At 71.2% G+C, this 21491-nt stretch carries 14 protein-coding genes; 7 read left to right on the top strand and 7 right to left on the bottom strand.

Annotation, left to right across the window (positions count from 1 at the left end; translation table 11 throughout):
• Positions 1 to 120: 120 nt before the first annotated feature.
• Positions 121 to 1134, bottom strand: a complete 1014-nt coding sequence (gene gmd / locus J7E97_RS01245; RefSeq protein ID WP_215021389.1) for a GDP-mannose 4,6-dehydratase — start codon at positions 1132 to 1134, stop codon at positions 121 to 123.
• A 354-nt stretch (positions 1135 to 1488) separates the two neighbouring features.
• Here gmd and J7E97_RS01240 point away from each other — a divergent pair, with 354 nt between their 5' ends.
• Complete coding sequence (locus tag J7E97_RS01240; RefSeq protein WP_215021388.1) at positions 1489 to 2466, top strand: GDP-L-fucose synthase; 978 nt, start codon at positions 1489 to 1491, stop codon at positions 2464 to 2466.
• A 17-nt stretch (positions 2467 to 2483) separates the two neighbouring features.
• On the opposite strand, the gene J7E97_RS01235 is transcribed toward J7E97_RS01240, so the two are convergent.
• Positions 2484 to 3959 (bottom strand): sugar transferase, encoded by a 1476-nt coding sequence (locus J7E97_RS01235; protein WP_215021387.1) that lies wholly within the window; start codon positions 3957 to 3959, stop codon positions 2484 to 2486.
• A gap of 381 nt (positions 3960 to 4340) precedes the next feature.
• Here J7E97_RS01235 and J7E97_RS01230 point away from each other — a divergent pair, with 381 nt between their 5' ends.
• Positions 4341 to 6614: a M4 family metallopeptidase gene (locus tag J7E97_RS01230; protein WP_215021386.1), complete on the top strand. Its 2274-nt coding sequence runs from the start codon at positions 4341 to 4343 to the stop codon at positions 6612 to 6614.
• Positions 6615 to 6783: 169 nt separating this feature from the next.
• On the opposite strand, the gene J7E97_RS01225 is transcribed toward J7E97_RS01230, so the two are convergent.
• Together J7E97_RS01225 and glgP are read right to left on the bottom strand one after the other, a co-directional pair.
• Positions 6784 to 7302 carry a hypothetical protein gene (locus J7E97_RS01225; protein ID WP_215021385.1) on the bottom strand — a complete coding sequence of 173 codons (519 nt, stop codon included), beginning with the start codon at positions 7300 to 7302 and terminating at the stop codon, positions 6784 to 6786.
• Between the two features lie 282 nt (positions 7303 to 7584).
• On the bottom strand, positions 7585 to 10221 hold the full coding sequence (gene glgP, locus J7E97_RS01220) for an alpha-glucan family phosphorylase (RefSeq protein ID WP_215021384.1): 2637 nt from the start codon (positions 10219 to 10221) through the stop codon (positions 7585 to 7587).
• 479 nt (positions 10222 to 10700) lie between these two features.
• Between glgP and J7E97_RS01215 the strand changes: the two genes are divergently transcribed.
• The 4 genes from J7E97_RS01215 (at position 10701) to glgB (ending at position 18328) form a co-directional block, all read left to right on the top strand.
• Positions 10701 to 12695 carry an alpha-1,4-glucan--maltose-1-phosphate maltosyltransferase gene (locus tag J7E97_RS01215; RefSeq protein WP_215021383.1) on the top strand — a complete coding sequence of 665 codons (1995 nt, stop codon included), beginning with the start codon at positions 10701 to 10703 and terminating at the stop codon, positions 12693 to 12695.
• Complete coding sequence (gene treS / locus J7E97_RS01210) at positions 12692 to 14386, top strand: maltose alpha-D-glucosyltransferase (protein ID WP_215021382.1); 1695 nt, start codon at positions 12692 to 12694, stop codon at positions 14384 to 14386. Before J7E97_RS01215 ends, treS begins: the two co-directional genes overlap by 4 nt.
• 154 nt (positions 14387 to 14540) lie before the next feature.
• Positions 14541 to 15980, top strand: a complete 1440-nt coding sequence (locus tag J7E97_RS01205; RefSeq protein ID WP_215021381.1) for a maltokinase — start codon at positions 14541 to 14543, stop codon at positions 15978 to 15980.
• Positions 15977 to 18328, top strand: a complete 2352-nt coding sequence (glgB, locus tag J7E97_RS01200) for a 1,4-alpha-glucan branching enzyme (RefSeq protein WP_215021380.1) — start codon at positions 15977 to 15979, stop codon at positions 18326 to 18328. The genes J7E97_RS01205 and glgB overlap by 4 nt, the downstream gene beginning before the upstream one ends.
• Here glgB and J7E97_RS01195 read toward each other — a convergent pair.
• Entirely contained in the window at positions 18306 to 18668 is a 363-nt protein-coding gene (locus J7E97_RS01195; RefSeq protein ID WP_251053569.1) for a co-chaperone YbbN, read from the bottom strand. The genes glgB and J7E97_RS01195 overlap by 23 nt on opposite strands.
• A gap of 28 nt (positions 18669 to 18696) precedes the next feature.
• A complete protein-coding gene (locus tag J7E97_RS01190) occupies positions 18697 to 19152 on the bottom strand; it encodes a MerR family transcriptional regulator (RefSeq protein WP_215021379.1) in 456 nt (151 codons plus the stop codon).
• 387 nt (positions 19153 to 19539) lie between these two features.
• On the opposite strand from J7E97_RS01190, the gene J7E97_RS01185 reads away from it, so the two are divergent.
• The gene (locus J7E97_RS01185; protein WP_215021403.1) at positions 19540 to 20163 is read left to right on the top strand and encodes a helix-turn-helix transcriptional regulator; all 624 of its coding nucleotides are present in this window, start codon (positions 19540 to 19542) and stop codon (positions 20161 to 20163) included.
• Between the two features lie 83 nt (positions 20164 to 20246).
• Here J7E97_RS01185 and J7E97_RS01180 read toward each other — a convergent pair whose 3' ends face one another.
• Positions 20247 to 21272, bottom strand: coding sequence for an ATP-dependent 6-phosphofructokinase (locus J7E97_RS01180; RefSeq protein WP_215021378.1), 1026 nt, complete (start codon positions 21270 to 21272; stop codon positions 20247 to 20249).
• Positions 21273 to 21491: the final 219 nt, after the last annotated feature.

The raw sequence follows: 21491 nt of genomic DNA, 5'->3' as shown, positions 1-21491 counted from the left end.
ATCAACGAGGTTCCGTACGGAGGGTGCGCTACGGACATATGGCAGGTTTGACCCGGTCACACCCGCATACAGCTGCGCGAATGACCGGGACACGGCGAATCGTAGGCGAAATATAAGGCCTCAGCGGTCAATGCGGACGCTCACGCCCGCCAGTTGGTCCTCGACCTGACGGACATCCGCGTCGACCATGATCTTGGCCAGTTCGGCCACCATGACCGTCGGCTTCCAGCCGAGCAGCTCGTGCGCCTTGGAGGCGTCACCGATCAGGGCGTCGACCTCGCTGGGGCGCTCGTACTTGGGGTCGTAGCGGACGTGCGCGTTCCAGTCGAGGCCGGCGTGGGCGAAGGAGGCCTCGACGAACTCGCGGACGGTGGCGGCGACGCCGGTGGCCACGACGTAGTCGGTGGCCTCGTCCTGCTGCAGCATCCGCCACATGGCGTCCACGTACTCCGGGGCGTAGCCCCAGTCGCGCACCGCGTCGAGGTTGCCGAGGTAGAGCTTCTCCTGGAGGCCCGCCTTGATCCGGGCGACCGCGCGAGTGATCTTGCGGGTCACGAAGGTCTCGCCGCGGCGCGGGGACTCGTGGTTGAAGAGGATCCCGTTGACGGCGAACATGCCGTACGCCTCGCGGTAGTTCACCGTCGTCCAGTACGCGAACACCTTCGCGGCCCCGTACGGGCTGCGCGGGTGGAAGGGGGTGCCCTCGTTCTGCGGCGGCGGGGTCGCGCCGTACATCTCGGAGGACGAGGCCTGGTAGATGCGGGTGTCCACGCCGCTGGCGCGGATCGCCTCCAGCAGGCGCAGCGCGCCCAGCCCGGTCACGTCACCGGTGTACAGGGGCGCGTCGAAGGAGACGCGGACGTGCGACTGCGCGCCGAGGTTGTAGACCTCGTCGGGGCGTATGTCGCGGAGCAGGTTCACCAGGGAGACGCCGTCGGAGAGGTCGGCGTGGTGCAGCACGAAGGAACGGTTCGCCGTCTGCGGGTCCTGGTAGATGTGGTCGATCCGCTCCGTGTTGAAACTGGAGGAGCGCCGCACGAGCCCGTGCACCGTGTAGCCCTTGGAGAGCAGGAGCTCTGCGAGGTACGAGCCGTCCTGCCCGGTGACGCCGGTGATCAGCGCGGTCTTGCCCATTGGGGTCCCCCTGGGGATCGTTGCGGTCTTGTTGTACTGAGGCTGCGGGGCCTCGTGGTGCTTGCGGTGCTGCACGGGGCTCGTTCGGGCCGGCCCGCCGGGCCCGGCCGCAGGGGGCTGGATGGGTACCGTACACGCCTCATCCGGAACCCTTTCCGCCGGATTCGGACCAACCCGTCGCCCTACGGGGGCGCAACCCCCACCGGGGCGCAAACGCCCGGAAACCCTGCCCGGCGGGCCGTCGGACCGCCTCGGCGACCGGGCGCGTCCGGGACCGCGGGGCGGTCCGGAGCCGCACCTTCCCCGGCGGCTCCCCTGTTCGGCCGCGGCGAGCGGACTGGCATCATCGGCGGTATGACAAGTTCGCCGCTCCTGCCCCCGAACGCCCGTGTCTTCGTCGCCGGCCACCGCGGCCTCGTCGGGTCCGCGGTCGTCCGCCGGCTCACCGCCGACGGCTACGAGGTGCTCACCCGCGGCCGCGCCGACCTCGATCTCCGCGACGCCGCGGCGACCGCGGCGTACCTGCGGGACGTCCGGCCCGACGCCGTCGTCCTGGCCGCCGCCAAGGTCGGCGGGATCATGGCCAACAGCACGTTCCCGGTGCAGTTCCTCGAGGACAACCTCAAGATCCAGCTCAGTGTCGTCGCCGGCGCCCACGAGGCGCGCGTCGGCCGGCTGCTCTTCCTCGGCTCCTCGTGCATCTACCCCAAGCTGGCGCCGCAGCCCATCAGCGAGGACGCCCTGCTGACCGGCCCGCTGGAGCCCACGAACGAGGCGTACGCCCTGGCGAAGATCGCCGGCATCGTCCAGGTCCAGTCGTACCGCAAGCAGTACGGGGCCTCGTACATCTCGGCCATGCCGACGAACCTCTACGGGCCGGGCGACAACTTCGACCTGGAGTCCTCGCACGTCCTGCCCGCCCTCATCCGCCGCTTCCACGAGGCCGCGGCCGAGGGCCGGGACGAGGTCACCCTGTGGGGATCGGGCACGCCCCGCCGGGAGTTCCTGCACGTCGACGACCTGGCTGGCGCCTGCGCGGTGCTGCTGCGCGAGTACGACGGCGCCGAGCCTGTCAACATCGGCTGCGGCGAGGACCTCACCATCAAGGCGCTCGCCGAGACGGTCGCCGAAGTGACCGGCTTCCGGGGCCGGCTCGCGTGGGACACCTCCAAGCCGGACGGCACCCCCCGCAAGCTGCTGGACGTGACCCGGCTGCGCGCGCTCGGCTGGAAGCCCGCCGTCCCGCTGCGCGACGGCATCGCCGCCACGTACGCGTGGTGGCGCGAGCAGAGCGGCGGGCCGGGCGGCGCGGCGGGCAACGGGCAGGGCTGATCTCAACGCTTCGGCCCTCAATACGCTCCGCGTCCGTCGACCACGGCGCGGAGCGTGCGGCCCATGACGTCGACGTCACTGGTGAACGACCAGTTGTCGACGTACTGCAGGTCCAGCTGGATCGTTTCGTCCCATGACAGGTCGGACCGGCCGCTGATCTGCCACAGCCCGGTCATCCCCGGCCGCACGGTGAGCCGGCGCAGCTCGACCTCGTCGTACTTCGCCACCTCCTCCGGCAGCGGAGGGCGCGGGCCGACCAGGGACATGTCCCCGGCCACCACGTTGATCAGCTGCGGCAGTTCGTCCATGGACGTGCGCCGCAGCAGCCGGCCGACCCGGGTCACCCGGGGGTCGCGGCGCATCTTGAACATCAGGCCGTCGTTCTCGTTGGCCCCGGACAGCTCGGCCTTCATCGCGTGGGCGTCCACGACCATCGTGCGGAACTTCCACATGACGAACGGGACCCCGTCCCGGCCGATGCGCAGCTGCCGGTAGAAGGCCGGACCGCGCGAGCCGAGCCGGATCGCCAGGACCATCCCGAGGAACGCCGGCGACAGCAGCACCAGTCCGAGCGCCGCGGCCACCCGGTCCATCACCGACTTCAGCAGGGTCTGTACGCCCCGGCTCACCGGCGGCGCCACCCGCAGTACGGTCAGGCCGCCCACGGACAGGGTCTCCAGCCGCTTGACGGAGACCTCCACCAGCCCGGGGAAGACCGCCAGTTCCAGTCCCGCGTCGTGCAGGGCCCAGGCGATCCGCCGCAGCCGGTCACCGGCGAGCCGTGTCCCGGGGGCGACGAGCACCAGGTCGGCCCGGTGGGCGGCGACGGCGTCGAGCACGGCGGCCGGGTCCCCGTTGGGGTGGGGCGCCATGGTGGATCCGAGCCGCGCGGCGACGGGCATCCCGCTGTCCAGCTCCCCCGGGCCGACCGGGACCACGCCGACGACCACGTACGGGTGGTCGGTGCGCGCGGCCAGGTGCCCGATGACGGACTCGGCGGCGGCGGGCTCGCCGACGACCAGGACCCGGCTCACGGCCTGGGCCTCGCGCCGGGCGCCGGAGAGGTGGCGGTAGGTCAGTTTGTGGCAGGCGACGGTGATGAGCAGAGCGGGCAGCAGGGCGCCGAGTGCGGCCAGCCGGGGGGTGTCCTCGCCGGTGACCACGCGGGCCACGGCGAGTACGCCGATCAGAATCAGCCAGTCGTGTACGACGGGCAGGACTCCCCTGGATTCTCCGAGCACGCGGCCCGCGTACCGCCGGCGCAGCAGCTGTACGCCGGTCCAGGCCAGGGCGGCGCCGAGGGCGCAGTAGCCGGGCCGGACCTGGTGCGCGGCCTCGAAGACCAGGCCGACGGGCACGCCGGCGCCGATCAGGTCCGCGGTGACCGCGGCCGGGAGGTACCAGCGCGCTTTGTCGCCGAGCCCCCGAACCGGCGCGGCCGACGCGAGCGCTCTCGCGGCCACTCTTTGCACAGGAATATGGACATGCCTCATGGGCCCCCCTGGCACGTTGTCTATGACAGCGGCGTCCGTCCGCGGCTTCCCCAGGCAGCGGACGACTGACGCACCGGGAAACAGTACGACAAACATACGTACGGCAAATCCCGTTCGCGGGAACCGGGCGGCTTGTTGCGCAAGCGTTAGCGACCGGTATCGCACATTCCGGATATTGCGCGCTTCCCTCCCACACGAAAGTGAATGCTCCGCATACCGGATACGTCTCTTCGGACAACGAACTGTTTCCGGCCAACATTTTGACGCGGCCCTGACATTGCAGCCGCCAAGTGGCACTCTTCGACCGTTCTGCGCACCAGCCCTGATCTGCCCGGAGGCCCACCCAGCCATCCGGAACCCCCCTTGCAGAAGGAGTCTGCGTTGAGTCCCACCCCCCAGCGGCGTGCCACCACGGCCGGCGCGCTTGTCGCCGCGGCCGCTCTCCTCGCCGTAGGCATCCAGACCGGCACCGCCACCGCCGACGCCACCGCGTCGCAGGCTGCTTCGGTCGCCCAGGCCAACCCGGGCGCGGCCAACCGCGCACTCAGCGCTTCGGAGCGTGCGACGCTCCTCGCCGAGGCGAACTCCACCACCGTGCAGGCGGCCAAGGCCCTCGGCCTCGCCGGCACCGAGAAGCTCATCGTCCGCGACGTGGTCAAGGACGCGGACGGCACCACCCACACCACCTACGAGCGCACCTACGACGGCATACCGGTGCTCGGCGGTGACCTGACCGTCCACGCGAAGGACGGCGCCACCAAGAGCGTCACCAAGGCCACGAACGCGGACATCAAGGTCGCGGACACCACCGCCACCGTCACCCCGGCCTCGGCCGAGGGCACCGCGCTCAAGTCCGCCAACGCGGCGGGTGCCAAGGACGCCACGGCCTCCAAGGGCGCCCGCAAGGTGATCTGGGCCGCCGAGGGCGCTCCGGTCCTCGCCTTCGAGACCGTCGTCGGCGGGCTCCAGCACGACGGCACCCCGAGCGAACTGCACGTGGTCACCAACGCCAAGACCGGCGCGAAGATCACCGAGTGGCAGGCGATCGAGACCGGCATCGGCAACACCATGTACAGCGGTCAGGTCACCCTCGGCACCTCGCAGTCGGGCAGCAACTACACGCTGACCGACGCCGTCCGCGGCAGCCACAAGACCTACGACCTCAACGGGGGCACGGGCAGCGGCACCGGCACCCTGTTCTCCAGCACCAGCGACACCTGGGGCAACGGCCTCGCCTCGAACCGGGCGACCGCCGGCGCCGACGCGCACTACGGCGCCCAGCTGACGTGGGACTACTACAAGAACGTGCACGGCCGCAACGGCCTGCGCAACGACGGCGTGGCGCCGTACAGCCGGGTCCACTACGGCAACGCGTACGTCAACGCGTTCTGGAGCGACTCCTGCTTCTGCATGACCTACGGCGACGGCATCAGCAACACGCACCCGCTGACCTCGATCGACGTGGCCGCGCACGAGATGACCCACGGTCTGACCTCGGTCACCGGCAACATGACCTACTCCGGTGAGCCCGGCGGCCTGAACGAGGCGACCTCCGACATCATGGCGGCGGCCGTCGAGTTCAACGCCAACAACGCCAACGACGTCGGCGACTACCTCGTCGGCGAGAAGATCGACATCAACGGCGACGGCACCCCGCTGCGCTACATGGACAAGCCGAGCAAGGACGGCGGCTCCAAGGACGCGTGGTACTCGGGCCTCGGCGGCATCGACGTCCACTACTCCTCGGGCCCGGCCAACCACTGGTACTACCTGGCCTCCGAGGGCTCGGGCGCCAAGGTCATCAACGGCGTGAGCTACAACTCGCCCACGTCCGACGGCCTCCCGGTCACCGCGATCGGCCGCGAGGCCGCCTCGAAGATCTGGTTCCGCGCGCTGACGGTCGGCTACTTCAAGTCGAACACCAACTACGCGGCCGCCCGTACGGCGACCCTGCAGGCGGCGGCCGACCTGTACGGCTCCGGCTCGGCCACGTACAACAACGTGGCCCACGCCTGGGCGGCCATCGCCGTCGGATCGCGCCCCGCGCCCAGCGGCGTCTCGGTCACCGCGATCCCGAACCAGACCACCCAGATCAACACCGCGGTGAGCCTGCAGGTCCAGGCCACCAGCACCAATCCGGGTGCGCTCAGCTACGCGGCGACCGGCCTGCCGGCCGGCCTGTCGATCAACGCCTCCACCGGCCTGATCTCGGGTACGGCCACCACCGCGGCCACGTCCAACGTGACCGTCACGGTGACCGACTCGGCGAGCAAGACCGGGACGACGTCCTTCACCTGGACGGTCGGCACCGCCCAGCAGAACGTCTTCGAGAACACCGCGGACTACACGATCAACGACAACGCCACGGTCGAGTCGCCGATCACCGTGACCCGCTCCGGCAACGCGCCGAGCACCCTCAAGGTGGACGTCAACATCCTCCACACCTACGTCGGTGACCTGAAGGTCGACCTCGTCGCCCCCGACGGCACCCTCTACAACCTGCGCAACCGCTCCGGCGGCAGCGCGGACAACATCATCCAGAGCTTCACCGTGGACGCCTCCTCCGAGGTCGCCAACGGCGTCTGGAAGCTGCGCGTCGCGGACCTCGCGTCCGCCGACGTCGGCAAGATCGACAGCTGGAAGCTCACCTTCTGATCCCCACCGGGACGGATTGAGCCACGGCGCTCACCGCTAGATCACGGGGCCGCCCGGGAGGAAACCTCCCCGGGCGGCCCTGTTCCATTGACCCCCGGCCGCGCGGGCGGGGGACACGCGGAGGCCCGGCCCCCCGGGGGGCCGGGCCTTGTCCGCGGTCGGTCCTGGATCAGCCGATGGAGCGGAAGACGGAGTCGAAGAGGTCCCTCGCCCGCTCGTTGCCCTGCGCCACGGCCGAGCGGCCGCTGTGGCTGCGGTCCTCGTCGTCACGGCGGTCGTCGTCACGGCGGTCGTCGTCACGTCCGTCGTGGCGGCCGTGGTGGTGCTCGTCGGTCGGCTTGAAGAGGACCGAGCGGACCTCCAGGTCGTGCGCGCTCTCGCCCGGCTCCAGCACTTCCTCGGCCTGGCCGCCGCAGCTGCGGTTCTCGAAGAGCACGGCCAGGGACTCCGTCTCGTTGTGCACCGCGAAGGCCGGGTGGTTGCGCGAAGCGTGGGTCAGTTGGTAGCAGGTGTCGTTGTCGGCCGGCTCGAGCCGGCCGTGCCGCGTGTCATCGCCGTCGTTGTACCGGTAGAGCAGCTCGCCCAGGCCGTCGCGGTCGTCGTGGTCGTTGGCCAGCGACTGGCCGGCGGTGGGCAGGACGAGCGCGAGGGCCGCGAGGAGCGCCGCGGCGGTGGTGCGAAGACGCATGGGGGAGTCCGTTTCTCGGGTTTCTCGGGTTTCGCGGATGCCGGGTCCGGTGACATCCGCGAGGCAGCGTAGGAGCCGACCGAATGCAGAAACGATTCGACTCCGCAGCCCGTTCGAAGGTTCACCCTCACGGTCCCCTCGGGGCGGCCGTGACCGGTCGAGCGGACCGGGACGCTGGTGGAGGACGGGCGGCCGGCGCACCCGCCGCCCGTCCTCTGAGCCCCGCGGGCCCGCGGAGAACCCCGCGGACCGGCGGGCCCGTTCCTCGGCCCCCGCCGGCCCCTACCGCAGGAGTACGCCGCCTCCGGCGTCCGTGTCGGCCGGCCCGGCGACCAGGCCCAGTTCGGCCGGGGTCGCCAGCAGCGGGTGCGCGGGCAGGATCCGTACGGTGTACCCGAAGGGCCCCGTACGGTCGAGGGCGAGCGGGCCCTCGTACAGCCAGCGGCCCTCCAGGTCCGGCCCGCCGGCGGGTTTGAGCGGGAAGGTCCGCCCGCCCTGGATCACGTCCTGGGCGTCGACCCGGCCCGCGACCGCCTGCACCTCCACGTCCTCGGGGGCGAGGGCGTCGAGCGAGACCTGCACGCGCAGGGTGAGGGTGGCGCCGAGTTCGGCGGTGCCGCCCACGGGACCCGCGGCCAGCGCCTCGACGTGCTCGACGGCGATCTGCGGCCAGGCCGCCCGGACCCGCCCCTTCCACCAGGCGAGGTCCCGCGCCGCTTCCGGGGTCAAGGTGCGGTGGGCGAGCGCGGCCGGCGCGTAGAGCCGCTCCACGTACTCGCGCACCATCCGTCCCGCCAGCACCTTGGGTCCCAGCGAGACGAGGGTGCGCCGGACCATCTCGATCCACCGCACCGGCAGCCCGCCGGCCCCGGCCCGGTCGTAGAACCGGGGTGCGACCCGGCCCTCGATCAGGTCGTAGAGGGCGCCCGCCTCCAGGTCGTCGCGCCGGTCCTCGTCCGAACCGAGGCCGTCGGCGGTGGGGATGGCCCAGCCGAAGTCCGGCTCGAACCACTCGTCCCACCAGCCGTCCAGGACGGACAGGTTCAGGCAGCCGTTGAGCGCCGCCTTCATCCCGCTCGTCCCGCACGCCTCCAGGGGGCGGAGCGGGTTGTTGAGCCAGACGTCGCAGCCCGGGTAGAGCTTCTGCGCCATGGCCATGCCGTAGTCGGGCAGGAACACGATCCGGTGGCGCACGCGCGGGTCGTCCGCGAAGCGCACCAGCTCCTGCACGAGCCGCTTGCCACCGTCGTCGGCCGGGTGCGCCTTGCCCGCGACCACGATCTGCACGGGCCGGTCCGGGTCCAGGAGGAGCCTGCGCAGCCGCTCGGGGTCGCGCAGCATCAGCGTGAGCCGCTTGTAGGAGGGGACGCGCCGCGCGAACCCGATCGTCAGCACGTCGGGGTCGAGTACGGAGTCCACCCAGGCCAGCTCGGCGGCCGCGGCCCCGCGCTGGCGCCACGAGGCGCGCAGCCGGTCCCGCACCTCCTGCACCAGCTGTTCGCGCAGGACCCGGCGCAGGTCCCAGACGTCCTGGTCGGGGATGTCGGCGACGGCGTCCCAGCGCTGCGAGCCGCCGACGGACAGCGCGTCCTCGGTCCGCCCCGCGCCGATCTGGCGCGCGCCGAGCTCGACGACCTCGGGAGCCACCCAGGTCGGTGCGTGGACCCCGTTGGTGACGGAGGTGATGGGCACGTCGGCGGGATCGAATCCCGGCCACAGCCCGGCGAACATCTCCCGGCTGACGGCGCCGTGCAGGGTGGAGACGCCGTTGGCCCGCTGGGCGAGGCGCAGCCCCATGACGGCCATGTTGAACACCCCGGGGTCGCCGCCGGGGTAGGTCTCGGCGCCGAGTTCCAGGATCCGGTCGACGGGTACCCCGTCCAGTTCTCCGCCGTCCGCGAAGTGGCGGGCGACCAGGGCCCGGTCGAAGCGGTCGATGCCGGCGGGGACGGGGGTGTGCGTGGTGAAGACGGTTCCGGCGCGCACGGCTTCCACCGCGGCGTCGAAGCCGAGTCCCTGCCGGCCCTCCAGTTCCCTTATGCGCTCCAGACCCAGGAACCCCGCGTGTCCCTCGTTCGTGTGGAACACCTCGGGGTCGGGATGACCGGTGATCCGGCAGTAGGCCCTGACGGCCCGCACCCCGCCGATCCCGAGCAGCATCTCCTGGAGCAGCCGGTGGTCGCTGCCGCCGCCGTAGAGCCGGTCGGTCACCTCGCGGGCGACGGCGTCGTTGTCCTCGACGTCGGAGTCGAGCAGCAGCAGCGGCACGCGTCCGACGAGGGCCTGCCAGACGTGGGCGTGCAGGGCCCGCCCGCCGGGCAGGGTCAGGGACACCCGGGCCGGTGTCCCGTCCTCCTCCCGGACCAGTGCGACGGGCAGTTCGTTGGGGTCGAGGACCGGATAGTGCTCCTGCTGCCAGCCGTCCCGGGACAGGGACTGGCGGAAGTACCCGTGCCGGTAGAGGAGTCCGACGCCGATGAGGGGTACGCCGAGATCGCTGGCGGCCTTGAGGTGGTCCCCGGCGAGGATCCCGAGCCCGCCGGAGTACTGGGGCAGGGCGGCGGTGATCCCGAACTCGGGCGAGAAGTAGGCGATGCCGGCGGGCAGGTCCGCGGCGGCCTCGTGACTCTGGTACCACCTCCCGCCGTGGACGTAGTCATCGAGGTCGGCGGCCGCGACGGCGAGCCGGCGCAGGAAGCGCCGGTCCGAGGCGAGCTCGGCGATCCGCGCCGCGGACACGGCGCCGAGCAGCCGGACGGGATCCCTGCCGGCGGCCTGCCAGCCCTCGGGATCGACGGATTGGAAGAGGTCACGGGTCTCCGCGTGCCATGACCAGCGCAGGTTGCGCGCGAGGTCGGCGAGCGGGGAGAGGGTCTCGGGGAGGACGGGGCGTACGGTGAATCGACGGATAGCCTTCACGCGTTCCACCTTCGCAGGGGATGCCGGATCGAAGCGGCCGCACCACGCTGTGCACCGCGAGCGTCACCCCGGGAAGGCTAGCGCCGCCCCCTCCCCCCGGCCACGGCGTCTCTACCGCCGCTCCACCACGGGTCGCGCGCCGGGCCGTGGACATCCGGTAGTCGTCGCCGAGTTGACGGAGCATCGGCGGATATCGGGCGGGGCCTTGGGGGTATGCGAGCGACTACGTACGAGTAGTTAACCGAACACGCGGATTGGTCCGGGCCGGAGTGGGAAGGCCTCACCGGGTACGCGCACGGCAAACCCTCCCCCGACCTTCTCCCGCCACCCGAGTGAACGCGGACAGGAGCGGCCATGCCCGCAGCCCAGCCGTCTTCCGAGCGGCTAGAAACAGAGCGAACAGAGCGTGCACTACCAGTCGCCTTGCCGGCTGGCCTGTTGTCACCGAGCCCTGCGAACTGCCCCCAGGTGATCCCATCATGATCGGTCGCATTCCCGTGCTGGACGTCCGCCCCGCCGTCGATTGCGGCGTCAGACCCGCCAAGGCGGTCGTGGACGAGGTCTTCGAGATTTCCGCCACCGTGTTCCGCGAGGGGCACGACGCCGTGGCGGCACACGTCGTCCTGCGAGATCCGAGCGGGCGGCTGCGGCCCCCCGTACCGCTGTCCGAGCTCGCCCCCGGCACCGACCGGTGGGGAGCCCGGGTGTCCGCCGAGGTCGAGGGGAGGTGGACGTACACCGTCGAGGCGTGGAGCGACCCGGTGGCCACCTGGCGGGCCCACGCGGCGATCAAGATCCCCGCCGGGATCGACACGGGCCTGACGCTCCTGGAGGGGGCCGAGCTGTACGAGCGGGCCTCCGCGAAGATTCCCAAGCGGGACGGCCGCGAGCGCGTGCTGGCCGCCGTCGACGTGATGCGCGACGAGGACCGCGAGGTCGCCGTGCGGTACGCGGCCGCCCTCGATCCGCAGGTCGCGGCGACGCTGGCGAAGCGCCCGTTCCGGGAGCTGGTCAGCGCCTCCAAGCCGCTGCCGCTGCTGATCGAGCGCAAGCGGGCGCTCTTCGGCTCCTGGTACGAGATGTTCCCCCGGTCGGAGGGGGCCGTGCTGGAGCCCGGCGAGGCTCCCGTCAGCGGAACGTTCCGGACGGCCGCCGAGCGCCTGCCGGCGATCGCCGCGATGGGTTTCGACGTGGTCTACCTGCCGCCGGTCCACCCCATCGGGAGCACCTTCCGCAAGGGTCCGAACAACACGCTGTCCGCCGGGAGTTGGGATCCCGGTGTGCCGTGGGCCATCGGTTCCACGGAGGGCGGGCACGACGCCGTCCACCCGGAGCTCGGCACCATCGAGGACTTCGACGCCTTCGTGGCCAAGGCGCGCGAGCTGCGCGTCGAGGTGGCGCTCGACTTCGCCCTGCAGTGCTCCCCGGACCACCCGTGGGTGGAGAAGCACCCGGAGTGGTTCCGCCACCGGGCCGACGGGACGATCGCGTACGCGGAGAACCCGCCGAAGAAGTACCAGGACATCTTCCCGATCCACTTCGACACCGACATGGCCGGCATCGTCGAGGAGACCGTGCGGATCCTGCGGCACTGGATGGACCACGGGGTCCGCATCTTCCGGGTCGACAATCCGCACACCAAGCCGGTGGTCTTCTGGCAGAAGGTGATCGCGGACATCAACAAGTCCGACCCGGACGTGATCTTCCTGGCCGAGGCCTTCACCCGCCCCGCGATGATGCGGGCCCTCGCCTCCATCGGCTTCCAGCAGTCCTACACGTACTTCACCTGGCGCAACACCAAGGCCGAGCTCACCGAGTACGTGACCGAGCTCGCGGACACCCGCTCCGCCTCCGTCATGCGGCCGAATTTCTTCGTCAACACCCCCGACATCCTGCCCGCGTACCTTCAGCACGGCGGCCGCCCCGCCTTCGAGGTGCGCGCGGTCCTCGCCGCCACCCTCTCCCCCACCTGGGGGATCTACGCCGGTTACGAACTGTGCGAGAACGCCGCCGTCGAGGAGGGCAGCGAGGAGTACCTGAACTCCGAGAAGTACGAGCTGCGACCGCGCGACTGGGCCGCCGCCGACCGCGAGGGCCGCACGATCGCCCCGCTGATCACCGCACTGAACCGGATCCGCCGCCGCAACCCCGCGCTCCAGCAGCTGCGCGACATCCATTTCCACCCGACCGACAACGAACACGTGATCGCCTATTCGAAGCACGCCGGACCCAATTCCGTACTGGTGGTCGTCAACCTCGATCCGCACCACACCCAGGAGGCGACGGTCTCGTTGGACATGCCGGTACTCGGCCTCGACTGGCACGGGTCCCTCGCGGTGCGCGACGAGCTCACCGGCGAGACCTATCACTGGGGCAGGGCGAACTACGTGCGCCTAGAGCCGGGCCGGACGCCCGCGCACGTGTTGGCAGCTCTGCGACCGTCCCCGCCCACCGGAGGGTCACCCACCACATGATGATCAACGATCCCGTCCACGACACCTTCGAGGACACCCCCGCCAAGGACCGCGATCCCGACTGGTTCAAGCGGGCGGTCTTCTACGAGGTCCTCGTCCGCTCCTTCCACGACAGCAACGGCGACGGCGTGGGTGACCTCCAAGGGCTCACCGCCAAACTGGACTACCTCCAGTGGCTCGGCGTCGACTGCCTCTGGCTCCCGCCGTTCTTCGCCTCGCCCCTGCGCGACGGGGGCTACGACGTCTCCGACTACACCTCCGTACTTCCAGAGTTCGGCGACCTCGCCGACTTCGTGGAGTTCGTGGACGCGGCGCACACCCGCGGCATGCGGGTGATCATCGACTTCGTCATGAACCACACGAGCGACCAGCACGAGTGGTTCCAGCAGTCCCGCAAGGACCCCGAGGGGCCCTACGGCGACTACTACATGTGGGCCGACAACGACAAGCAGTACCAGGACGCCCGCATCATCTTCGTCGACACCGAGACCTCGAACTGGACGTACGACCCCCTGCGCAAGCAGTACTACTGGCACCGCTTCTTCTCCCACCAGCCGGACCTCAACTACGAGAACCCGGCCGTCGTCGAGGAGATCGTGTCCGCCCTGCGCTTCTGGCTCGACCTCGGCATCGACGGCTTCCGCCTCGACGCCGTGCCCTACCTGTACGCGGAGGAGGGCACCAACTGCGAGAACCTGCCGCGCACCCACGCCCTCCTCAAGCGGGTCCGCGCCGAGATCGACGCGCACTACCCGGACACCGTGCTGCTCGCCGAGGCCAACCAGTGGCCCGAGGACGTCGTCGACTACTTCGGGGACTTCGCCAAGGGCGGGGACGAATGCCACATGGCCTTCCACTTCCCCGTCATGCCGCGCATCTTCATGGCCGTACGCAGGGAGTCCCGCTACCCGGTCTCGGAAATCCTGGCCAAGACCCCGGCGATCCCGGACCGCTGCCAGTGGGGCATCTTCCTGCGCAACCACGACGAGCTCACCCTCGAGATGGTCACGGACGAAGAGCGCGACTACATGTACGCCGAGTACGCCAAGGACCCGCGCATGCGGGCCAACATCGGCATCAGACGCCGGCTCGCCCCGCTACTGGACAACGACCGCAACCAGATGGAGCTGTTCACGGCGCTGCTGCTGTCGCTGCCGGGGTCGCCCGTCCTGTACTACGGCGACGAGATCGGCATGGGCGACAACATCTGGCTCGGCGACCGCGACGGCGTGCGCACGCCGATGCAGTGGACCCCCGACCGCAACGCCGGTTTCTCCTCGTGCGATCCGGGCAGGCTGAACCTGCCGGTCATCATGGACCCGGTCCACGGGTACCAGGTCACCAATGTCGAGGCGGCCATGGCATCGCCCTCGTCGTTGCTGCACTGGACCCGCCGGCTGATCGAAGTACGCAAGGCGAACCCGGCATTCGGGCTCGGCTCCTACACGGAACTGCCCTCGACCAACCCGGCGGTGCTCGCGTTCCTGCGCGTGTTCGGGGACGACCTGGTGCTGTGCGTGCACAACTTCTCGCGCTTCGCGCAGCCCACCGAGCTCGATCTTCGGTCGTTCAACGGGTGGGTCCCGGTCGAGCTGACGGGTGACGTGCGCTTCCCGCCGATCGGCGAGTGGCCGTACCTGCTGACCCTGGCGGGACACGGCTTCTACTGGTTCCGCCTGCACACCGAGTAGAGACCGCACCCGGGGGCGGGCGCGGCGAATGGGTCAACCGCCCGCCCCTGTAAGGACCCATCTGACCCGACACTCGCACACACCGGACAAGCAACTACCGCGATCCGGGACAATCTGCGCATTCTTTGACGGCCCGGGGAAGGGACGCGACGCCATGTCGGAGGCTGCATCCGCCCGGGATTGGCTCACCGCCGACCGGGCCGCCGGGCTCGGTCCACTGGAGCCGATGCTGAGGGCCTGGCTGCCCGCACAGCGCTGGTTCGCGGGCAAGAGCCGTGAGATCGGACGGCTGAGAACGGTCTCGGCGGCCGAACTGCTGCCGCCCGGGTCCACGCCCGGACTGCTCCACCTGCTCCTGGACGTGGACGGCGACTGCTACCAGCTGCTGCTCGGGATCCGCCCGAGCCCGCTGCCGCCCGCACTCGCGCCCGCGCTGATCGGCCGCGCCGAGCAGGGCCCGTACGCCGGCCAGTCGGTCTACGAGGGCCTGGGCGACCCCCGGCTCGCCTCGCTGCTGCTGGAGCGGCTGCGCTCCCCCGGGACGCTCGGCCCGCTCCGCTTCGACCGGGACCCGGCCGTGGTGATCCCCCGGGCCGCGGCGCCCCGGCCACTGTCCGGGGAGCAGACCAACTCCTCGATGATCTACGGGGATTCGTACATCCTGAAGGTGTTCAGACGGGTCGGGCCCGGGGTCAATCCGGACCTGGAGCTGCCCAGGGCCCTGGCCGCCGCCGGCTGCGCCCGCGTCCCCGCGCCGGTCGCCTGGTACGAGGCCGAGCTGCCCGGATCCGAACCGCTGACCCTGGGCGTCCTGCAGCCCTACCTGCGCGGCTCCGACGACGGCTGGCAGCTCGCCCTGCACCGGCTGCGCACCGGAGCCGACTTCACCGCCGAGGCACACGCGCTGGGCCGGGCCACCGCCGAGGTGCACAGCGCGCTGGCGGCCGCCCTGCCCACCCTGGCGCTGGGCCCGGAGCAGACGGCCCGGCTGGCCGCCGGGATGACGGCGCGGCTCGCCGCCACCGCCCGCGAGGTGCCCGCACTGCGGCCCTACGAGGCGGGCCTGCGCGGAGCCTTCGACGCGCTGGCCGTCTCCCGCGGGGCCGGGGTGCCCGCCCAGCGGATCCACGGCGACCTGCACCTGGGGCAGACCCTGCGCACGGCGGACGGCAGTTGGGCGCTCATCGACTTCGAGGGCGAGCCGGCCCGGCCGCTGGCCGACCGCCGCCGTCCGGAGCCGGCCGTCCGCGACATCGCCGGAATGCTGCGCTCCTTCGACTACGCCGCCCGCTCGCACCGGCCGTTCGCCCCCGCCTGGGCGGACGCCTGCCGGGCCGCCTTCTGCGAGGGCTACGCCCGCACCACGGGGCGGGACCCGCGCGAGGACCCCGTACTCCTGCGCGCCTACGAGACCGACAAGGCGGTGTACGAGGCCCGCTACGAGTCGCGGCACCGCCCCGACTGGCTGCACGTGCCGATGGCGGCGATCCGGCGGCTGTCCGAGCCGCAGCGCCCGTCCGTACACCGCACCCAGTCCCCCGTCCCCGGCTCCACCACTCCCCACCCGAAGCCCCCGAGGAGGCCGCTCGCGTGAGCGCCGCACGACAGCCGTCACCGACCGTCCGCGACGAAGCCGCCGTCACCGCCACCGACCCCGACCCCGGCCCTGGCCCCGACTCCGGCCCCGGCCCCGCCCCTGAAACGCAGGCGAAGAAGCCCCGGCCGCCGCGGGCCCGCCGGGCCGCGCCGGCGCGCGGGGTCCGGCCGGCGCCCGAGCTCGGCGCCGAGGAACGGGCCCGGCTGCTGGAGGGCCGCCACCACGACCCGCACGCGGTGCTCGGCGCCCACACCCGGCGGGGCGGGGTCGTCTTCCGGATGCTGCGCCCCTACGCGAAGGCGGTCACCATCCTCGCCAAGGGGCTGCGGGCCGAGCTCTTCGACGAGGGCGACGGCCTGTTCTCCGGGCTGCTGCCGCTGACCGGGGTGCCCGACTACCGGCTGCTGGTCACGTACGACAGCGACGAGGTGGAGGTCCACGACCCCTACCGCTTCCTGCCGGCGCTCGGCGAGCTCGACCTGCACCTGATCGGCGAGGGCCGCCATGAGGAGCTGTGGACGGCGCTCGGCGCGCAGCCGATGGAGCACCAGGGCGTGGCCGGCACCCGGTTCACGGTGTGGGCTCCGAACGCCCAGGGGGTGCGGGTCACCGGCGACTTCACGTACTGGGACCCGGTCGCCCACCCGATGCGCTCGCTCGGCTCGACCGGCGTGTGGGAGCTGTTCCTGCCGGGCATCGGCGAAGGGGCGCTGTACAAGTACGACATCACGCGCCCGGACGGCTCGCACACCGTGCGCGCCGACCCGATGGCCCGGCACACGGAGGTCCCGCCGGCCACCGCCTCGGTGGTGACGGCCTCCCGGTACGTGTGGCGGGACGAGGAGTGGATGGCCGCGCGGGGAACCGTTCCGCCGCACCAGGCGCCCTTCTCCGTGTACGAGCTGCACCTGGCGTCCTGGCGGCCCGGCCTGTCCTACCGGCAGCTGGCCGAGCATCTGCCCGCCTACGTCACGGAGCTCGGCTTCACGCACGTGGAGCTGATGCCGGTCGCCGAGCACCCCTTCGGCGGCTCGTGGGGCTACCAGGTCACCGGCTTCTACGCGCCGACCTCGCGGATGGGCGGCCCGGACGACTTCCGCTTCCTGGTGGACGCGCTGCACCGGGCCGGGATCGGCGTGATCGTCGACTGGGTGCCGGCGCACTTCCCGCGCGACGACTGGGCGCTCGCCGAGTTCGACGGACGGCCGCTGTACGAGCACCACGACCCGCAGCGGGCCGCCCACCCGGACTGGGGGACGCTGGAGTTCGACTACGGGCGCCGGGAGGTCAGGAACTTCCTCGTGGCCAACGCGGTGTTCTGGTGCCAGGAGTTCCACATCGACGGGCTGCGCGTGGACGCGGTGGCCTCCATGCTCTACCTCGACTACTCGCGCGGCGAGGGCGAGTGGACGCCGAACGAGCACGGCGGGCGGGAGAACCTGGACGCGGTGGCGTTCCTCCAGGAGATGAACGCGACCGTCTACCGGCGCTGTCCGGGCGTGGTGACGATCGCCGAGGAGTCCACGGCGTGGCCGGGCGTCACCCAGCCCACGGACGGCGGCGGGCTCGGCTTCGGCCTGAAGTGGAACATGGGCTGGATGCACGACACGCTGCGCTACGTCTCGAAGGATTCGGTGCACCGCAAGTACCACCACCACGACATGACCTTCGGGATGATCTACGCGTTCAGCGAGAACTACGTGCTGCCGATCTCGCACGACGAGGTGGTGCACGGCAAGGGTTCGCTGGTGTCGAAGATGCCCGGTGACTGGTGGCAGCAGCGGGCCGCGCACCGGGCGTACCTGGGTTTCATGTGGGCCCATCCCGGCAAGCAACTGCTCTTCATGGGACAGGAGTTCGCGCAGGGATCGGAATGGATCGAGAGCCAAGGGCCGGACTGGTGGCTGCTGGACTCCTCCTACTCGGCCGCCGGCGACCACCTCGGCGTACGCAGCCTCGTGGGCGACCTGAACCACACCTACCGGGCGGCGCCCGCCCTGTGGGAGCGGGACACCGTGCCGGAGGGCTTCGCGTGGGTGGAGGCAGACGCGGCGGAGGACAACGTCTTCGCCTTCCTGCGGTTCGCGGGGGACGGCTCGCCGCTGCTGTGCGTCTCGAACTTCTCGCCGGTGGTCCGGCACGGGTACCGGCTCGGGGTCCCGCAGGAGTTCCCGCTGTGGCAGGAGGTGCTCAACACCGACCGGGAGGCCTACGGCGGCAGCGGCGTGCACCACGCACGGCCGCTGCGGCCCGAGCCGGTGCCCGCGCAGGGGCGGGCGGCGAGCCTTCGCCTGACGCTGCCGCCGCTGGCGACGCTCTGGCTCAGGCCGACGGCGCGGTCGTAGCGGCGGCCGGCAGCACGTCCTCCAGCTCCTGGAGGAGCCTGCGCTTGGCGCGGGCCCCGACCAGCTGGCGGACGGGCTCGCCGTCACGGAAGACGAGCAGGGTCGGCATGGACAGCACCCCGTACCGCGTGAGGGTCGTGGGGTTGCTGTCCGCGTCGATCTGGACGACCTTGAGCCGGTCGGCCTCCTCGGCCGCGATCGCGGACAGTACGGGCGCGAGCTGGCGGCAGGGTCCGCACCAGTCGGCGGTGAACTCCACCAGGACGGGCCGGCCGCGCTCGGCCAGCACCTCCGCCTCGAAGTCCGCGTCGGTCACTTCGGCCACTCCGTGAGCCTTCATCGTTCTTTCCCCTCTCGTCTCGACCGGTTCAGCCGGTCAGTTCGCATCTGGGCCGGGCGACAGCCGCGGCTCCCGCCGCTTCGGCTTCCACTTCTGCTTCCGCTTCCGCTTCCGCTTCGACGTCCGCTTCGGCTTCGGCTTCCGCTTCGGCGAGCTGGCCCGCCAGCTGGTCGCGTACGCCCGCGAGCCGGCCGATCAGGCCGTCCAGCTCGACGAGCTTGCGCCGGTAGACGGCCAGCGAGGCCGGGCAGGAGTCGCCGGCCGGATGTCCGGCCCGCAGGCACTCCACGAACGGGCGCGTCTCCTCCAGGTCGAAGCCGAAGTCCTGGAGCGTGCGGATCTCGCGCAGGAGCCGCAGGTCTTCCTCGCCGTAGGAGCGGTATCCGTTGCCGTCGCGCCGCGCGGGCAACAGCCCGCGCGACTCGTAGTACCGGAGCGTCCGCGTGCTGGTGCCCGCCCGCTCGGCCAGTTCGCCGATTCGCATGGCCCGACCGTAATCCTTGACGCCGACGTCAAGGCAAGAGGAGGCCCCCGCCACCCCCGTGGACGGGGGGCCTCCCTCATGGAGCACGCATCGGCCGGGTGGCCGGTTCAGGACGGTGAAACGGTGTGAGGGGGATCATGCACGGGGGTATCGCGGGGGGCGGCCGGAAACGTACGCTGGGAAATGGATCACGGCTCGATCCGATTACCGGACAGTCGCAGAGAAAACGGACCAAAGCCCTTAACTTCATAGGACGTTCCTACGAGTTATGGGCTTGTTTGTTTGGTCTGTAGTCGCCACACCTCGGCCACTCCTACGGTGTGGCGTGTGCACTCCAGCCCACCTTTCAATGCCCCCGCCGCGCGTCGTCTCCGCGCGGCCCTGGGCATGGCTCCCGGTCATGTCGCCTATGGCCTGCGCGCCCAGTACGGACTGCTCGTCACGCCCGAGACCGTGATGGCTTGGGAGCGTGGCGAGATCTCGCCCGACTCCGCCGAGCTCACGGCCCTCGCGGGCGTGCTCTGGTGCTCCCCCGGCGAACTGCTCGCCGAGCCGGTCACCCTGCGCGAGCACCGGATCGCCAGGGGGCTGGCCGCGGAGGACCTGGCCCGGCGACTCGGCCTGGAGACCAACTCGTACCAGAAGATGGAGGACACCGGCCGCTGGAAGGGCAACGAGCGCCAGTCCGCCGCCCTGGCGACGGTGCTCGGGCTGACCCTGGCCCAGTTCGTGACGGCGACCGGCAAGAACGACGAGCTCGCCGACCTGCTGCGCAGCGCGGCGACCACGCGGTGGCAGGCGTACGTGAAACCGCTGTCCAAGCTGCTGCCGGTGCCGAAGGCCCACCTGGAGCAGGTGCTGGAGCGGCTGCACGCCGACTACCAGTCCAAGATGGTGGCCACCCTCAGCTGGGGCGGCGGGGTGGGCGAGGCCGGGACCGGGGACGCCGGCCGCGAGTTCCTCGCCGACATCGTGGAGCACTTCTGGTACTTCGCGGGCGGTGCGGCGTAGGACACACCGCGAGGCCGGCCCCGGGCGGCCGGTCCGCGGGCATTCGGACCGGTCCGCCGGTGTGCGCGGGGGCCGGTCCGGACCTAGAAGACCGACTCGGCCTCGTACATGCGGTTCTCGGGGACGGTCTTCAGCTCGGTGATGGCCTCGGCCAGCGGGGCCATGACGATGTCGGTGCCGCGCAGGGCCGTCATGTTGCCGAAGTCCCCGCGGTGGACGGCCTCGACGGCGTGCCAGCCGAAGCGGGTCGCGAGGACGCGGTCGTAGGCGGTGGGGGTGCCGCCGCGCTGGACGTGGCCGAGGATGACCGGGCGGGCCTCCTTGCCCAGGCGCCGCTCCAGCTCGACGGCGAGGCGGTTGCCGATGCCGGCGAAGCGCTCGTGGCCGTACTGGTCGATCGCGCCCTTCTCGTACGGCATGGAGCCCTCGCCCGGGTGCGCGCCTTCGGCGACGCAGACGACGGCGAACTTCTTGCCGCGGGCGAATCGTTCTTCCACCATCTTGACCAGGGCGTCCACCTCGAAGGGGCGCTCCGGCAGGCAGATCCCGTGGGCGCCGCCGGCCATGCCCGACTCCAGGGCGATCCAGCCCGCGTGACGGCCCATGACCTCGACGACCATGACGCGCTGGTGCGACTCGGCGGTGGTCTTGAGGCGGTCGATGGCCTCGGTGGCGACCATGACGGCGGTGTCGAAGCCGAAGGTGCGGTCGGTGGAGGAGATGTCGTTGTCGATGGTCTTCGGCACGCCGACGACGGGCATGCCCGCGTCCGACAGCATCCGGGCGGCCGTCAGGGTGCCCTCGCCGCCGATCGGGATCAGGGCGTCGATGCCGTAGCGCTTCGACAGTTCGGTGGCGTTCTCGGCCGCTTCGTGGAGGCGCGCGCGCTCCATCCGGGCTGAACCGAGAATCGTGCCGCCGCGCGCGAGAATGCCGCTGACGGCATTGATGTCGAGGGGACGGAAGTTTCCGTCCAGGAGGCCCTTGAAGCCGTCTTCGAAACCGATGACCTCGTCCCCGTGCCCGACCACGGCACGGTGTACGACCGACCGGATGACAGCGTTCAGGCCCGGGCAGTCGCCGCCTGCGGTGAGAACTCCGATACGCATCGTGCTGTGTCTCCTGCTCCTGGTCGTACCTGGCCGTACGCGTGCGGGCGGACAGCCGTACATATGAAGGGCGTATTGATGAAGCCTGTCCGATTGTTCCACGCCCAGGGGGTGGCGCGCGCTCCGTGGCACCGCGCCCACCGGACCCGCGGAAGGCCTTTCGGCCCCGTCGAACAGGGCTTTTCCCGGTGGGCGTCCCATCGATCCACGGGGGTATCG

This window comes from Streptomyces sp. ISL-66 (assembly GCF_018614135.1).
Classification (GTDB): Bacteria; Actinomycetota; Actinomycetes; order Streptomycetales; family Streptomycetaceae; genus Streptomyces.
The sequence above is the reverse complement of the archived record's forward strand: the minus strand, read 5'-3'. Positions and strand labels throughout refer to the sequence as shown.